Below are 3,509 nucleotides of genomic sequence, written 5' to 3'. Positions count from 1 at the left end.
GGCGGGGGCCGCCGCGGGGGCGGGGAGGGCGCCGGTGACGGTGAAGGCGTAGCTGCCGGGGGGCAGGTCGGCGGGCGCGGTGAAGCGGTACACCAGGGTGTCGCGCTCCACGGCGATGGTGACGACCGCGCCCGGCAGGTCGGTGGCGGGGGCGGTGCCGGGGAGCGCGGTGGGGCGGTTCAGCCGCAGCTCGACCTGTAGGGCCGTCATCGCCTCGGAGAGGTCGAGCCGCAGGGTGTGCCGGGTGCCGGTCGGGCCGATCAGGTCCGTCCGGGCGGTGCCGAGCAGGGTCCGCGGCAGGGGCGCGGCGGTGCCGGGGGACGCGGACGAGGACGCGGACGGGGACGGGGAGGCGGACGGGGCGGGGGCCGACGGGCTCGGGACCAGCGACACCGGCCGGGCCAGCGGGGTGCGGGCGGGCGACGGGCTCTCGGCGGGCGACGGGCTCGCGGCGGGCGGGGTGGTGGCGGCCTCGGCGGGGCGCACCGGCGGGGCGGGCGTGGTGGCCTGGGCGGGGCGGACGCGGCCGTCGGCCGCCCCGCCCCCGGAGGTCCCGGTCGGGGCGCCGCCGGCCGCGGTGCCGGTGCTGGGGCTGCCGGTGCTGGGACTGCCGCTGCTCGGGCTGCTGCCGTTGCCCGGGCCGCCGCCGGTCGCGGTGCCGCCCGCCGTGGCGGGGGCTGCCTGGACGGTGGTGCCCGGCGCGGGGGCGGGGGCGGGGGTGTCGCTGGGCGCGGCGTCGGGGCTGGGTGCGGGCGGGCCGCCGACGGTGACGTCGGCGCGGCGGCCGACCTGCTGCTGCTCGTTCAGCAGCCAGGTGGTGGCCAGGCTGATCCCGACCACCGTGGACATCGCCATCGCCGCGCCGGAGAACCGGACGGTGGGTAGCCGCAGCCACCCGACGAAGGGCCTGGGCCGGCCGTGCCGTCCCGACCGGCCCGCGGTGACGGGCCTGGAGTGCTCGCGGAGCGCCACCGGGCTCCCCTTCCTGGTACAGGTCCGCACGCGTAGCCGCAGCCCGTGCGCGGCCCGGTCGGGCCCGGACGAACGGGGCGGGAGGGACGAGACTACCAGCGGTCTGACGGACCGCCAGATCCCGGGCGAAACCTGACGGTCAAATCGAGTCCCTTGCCGGAAGGGTGAGTTGGAGCACACCGGTGGTGCCGGTGGCGGCCCGGCCGGACCGCCCGCGCGACCCCGTGCAACCCCCTGCAACCGTTGCGGACGGCCGCGCGCCGGAGCACGCTGGTGCCGTACCCAGCCGCTCCGGAGAGATCGTCATGCCGTGCGACCCGCTGTCCGCCCCTTCCGACCAGCCGATCGCCGCCACCCCCACGGGCGGCGGCCGGAACGGCGCCGCCGCGCCCCCCGCGGTGGTGGAGGAGGTGCTGGCCCTGCGGATCGCCCTGGACCAGGACCTGGTCGGTGAGGTGCGCACCCGGTTCCGGTACGCGGCCGCCGCGCCGCACGAGGTGCGCCTGACCTTCCACCTGGGGCGCCCCGACGAAGCGGACTGGGTCTTCTCCCGCGATCTGCTGCGGGACGGGCTGGAGTCGCTCAGCGGCCAGGGCGACATCAAGCTGTGGCCCGCCCAGTGCCCCTGCCACGGCGCGACCCTGCACCTGGCGCTGGAGTCCCCGCACGGCAGCGCCCTGCTGGAGGCGTCCCGGCCGCAGGTGCGAGCCTGGCTGGAACGCACCTACGCCCTGGTGCCGGACGGCAGCGCCGCCGAACTGCTGCCCAGCGACGAGGAGTTGGCCGAACTGCTGGCCGAGGGCTGACCGCCGCCGCCCCGCCCGGGCAGCCGCCGCGTGCCGCGCACCAAGTCCGCCCGCAGCAGCCGCACGGTCGGCGCGTCCGAGCCGGGCAGCAGGTCGTACGGGTCGTCCGGGCCGAGCACCGTGACCTCCGCGCAGGCCGCCAGCCGGTACGGCCTGGCCTCCAGCAGGGCGCCCAGGTGCCTTCGCAGCCTGGAGAGTTCGGCGCGGACGGTGACGGTGCGGGCCGGGTCGGCGAACAGCGCCTCGGCGAGCTGCGCGGCGCTCAGGCCGTCCCGGTGCAGGGCCAGCAGCAGGAGCAGTTCGGCGTGCCGCGGGGTCGGCGAGTGCGACCAGGCGCCCGCGCTGCCGCGCACCCGCAGCTCGGGGCCGTTCGGGCGGCGCAGGTCCAGTTCCAGCACCGCGGACTCGGCCCGCTCGGCGACCTCGGCCGGTCGCGGCGCGGCCGGGCGCACCAGCCAGCCGTCGGCCAGCGGCTCCACCGCGCACTCGCCGAGCGTCGGCACCCAGTGCACCCCGCCCGCGCCCCAGCTGTCCGGCGGCAGCGCCAGCCGGGGCGGGCCCGGCACGCCGGTCGCGGCGGCCGTCCAGCCCGCGCCGTCCACCACCAGCGCCGGGCCGCCGAAGCGGGCCAGCAGCGGCACCGCGACCGTCCGCAGCCGGTGCAGCGCCTCCAGGTGCCCGGCCCGCAGTTCGGTCTCGGCGAGCCGGGCGGCGGTCAGCGTCAACTGCCGCAGCAGCGGGTGGCTCTCGGCGGCCGGGCTGCTCAGGTTGACCACCCCGGCCAGGCGTCCGGTGCGCGGGTCCCGGACCGGGACGGCCACGCAGCTCCAGCTGCGGTGGCTGCGCAGGTAGTGCTCGACGGCGTGCACCGTGCTCGCGCGGGCGGTGCGGGAGGCCAGGCCGATGCCGTTGGTGCCGACCTCGTCCTCGGACCAGAGCGCGCCCGCCCCGAAGCCGATCGAGTCGGCGTCCCGCTTCAGCCGCCGCTCGCCGTCCCACCACAGGACCCGGGCCTTCGGGTCGGAGACCGTGAGCACCACCGGCGTGGTGTCGCCCGGCAGGAACAGGGCGGAGCGCAGCAGCGGCAGCACCTGCTCCAGGCCGGTGGCCCGGCGGGCCTCCTCCAGCTCCCCGAGGCCCAGCCGCGGGGGCTCCGGGCCGCGCTCCGGGTCCAGCCCGAGGCGGCGCAGCCGGGCCCAGGAGTCCCCGATCTCCGGGCGGACGCCGTTCTGCGGCCCCTGCCCCTGCTCCGGCACCCGGGCCCGGACCCGGGCGGGCGGTGTGCCGCCGCCTCCGACCCGCCGCATGGCTTCCCCCCGTCTCCCCTTCCGGCTGTCAGCCTACGGGGGCTCCCGGGGGACACGCCGGGGCGGGAGAAAGAGTCGTCCGGGCCCCCGGGCATGATGCAGACTGGTCGGTTTCCCGTTTCCGCGCCCGCCGTGCGCCCGCCGTGCGCCGGTCCGTGCGCCGGGGGCGCGGGACGGGGTGCGGGACGGGGGCGCGGGGCGGCTCCGTGGGCTCACCGGTCGCCCTGGGCGGTCTCGACGGCCCGGTGGAAGTCGTGGCCCGCTTCGGCGGCGGCGCAGGTGGTGGCGGTGAGGCAGCCGGCCAGGGCGAGGGCGGCCAGGGTGCGCAGGGTGCGGTGGGGGCGGGCCGGGGCGGGGTGGGCGAGCAGGGCGCGGACGCGGCGCGGGACGGGGCCCGCGGCGGCGGCGGGGGCCAGCCGGGGGC

Annotated in this window: 2 protein-coding genes and 2 pseudogenes; 1 reads left to right on the top strand and 3 read right to left on the bottom strand. The window is 79.3% G+C overall.

Annotated features, from left to right (window positions below; translation table 11 throughout):
- Nucleotides 1-972, bottom strand: a pseudogene (locus OO57_RS44460) (hypothetical protein); the annotation flags it as partial.
- 305 nt (nt 973-1,277) lie between these two features.
- On the opposite strand from OO57_RS44460, the gene OO57_RS37385 reads away from it, so the two are divergent.
- Nucleotides 1,278-1,778, top strand: coding sequence for an SsgA family sporulation/cell division regulator (locus tag OO57_RS37385; protein ID WP_051778759.1), 501 nt, complete (start codon nt 1,278-1,280; stop codon nt 1,776-1,778).
- On the opposite strand, the gene OO57_RS37380 is transcribed toward OO57_RS37385, so the two are convergent.
- Entirely contained in the window at nt 1,697-3,085 is a 1,389-nt protein-coding gene (locus OO57_RS37380) for a GAF domain-containing protein (protein WP_051778758.1), read from the bottom strand. The two genes, OO57_RS37385 and OO57_RS37380, sit on opposite strands and share 82 nt — an antisense overlap.
- A 212-nt stretch (nt 3,086-3,297) precedes the next feature.
- Nucleotides 3,298-3,509: pseudogene (locus OO57_RS37375) on the bottom strand (M56 family peptidase); the annotation flags it as partial.

The organism is Kitasatospora phosalacinea, from assembly GCF_000717185.1.
GTDB lineage: Bacteria > Actinomycetota > Actinomycetes > Streptomycetales > Streptomycetaceae > Kitasatospora > Kitasatospora phosalacinea_A.
The sequence above is the reverse complement of the archived record's forward strand: the minus strand, read 5'-3'. Positions and strand labels throughout refer to the sequence as shown.

Coding starts and splice junctions, on each gene's coding strand:
- OO57_RS37380 (WP_051778758.1), bottom strand. CDS start 3,085: ATGCGGCGGGTCGGAGGCGGCGGCACACCGCCCGCCCGGGTCCGGGCC.
- OO57_RS37385 (WP_051778759.1), top strand. CDS start 1,278: ATGCCGTGCGACCCGCTGTCCGCCCCTTCCGACCAGCCGATCGCCGCC.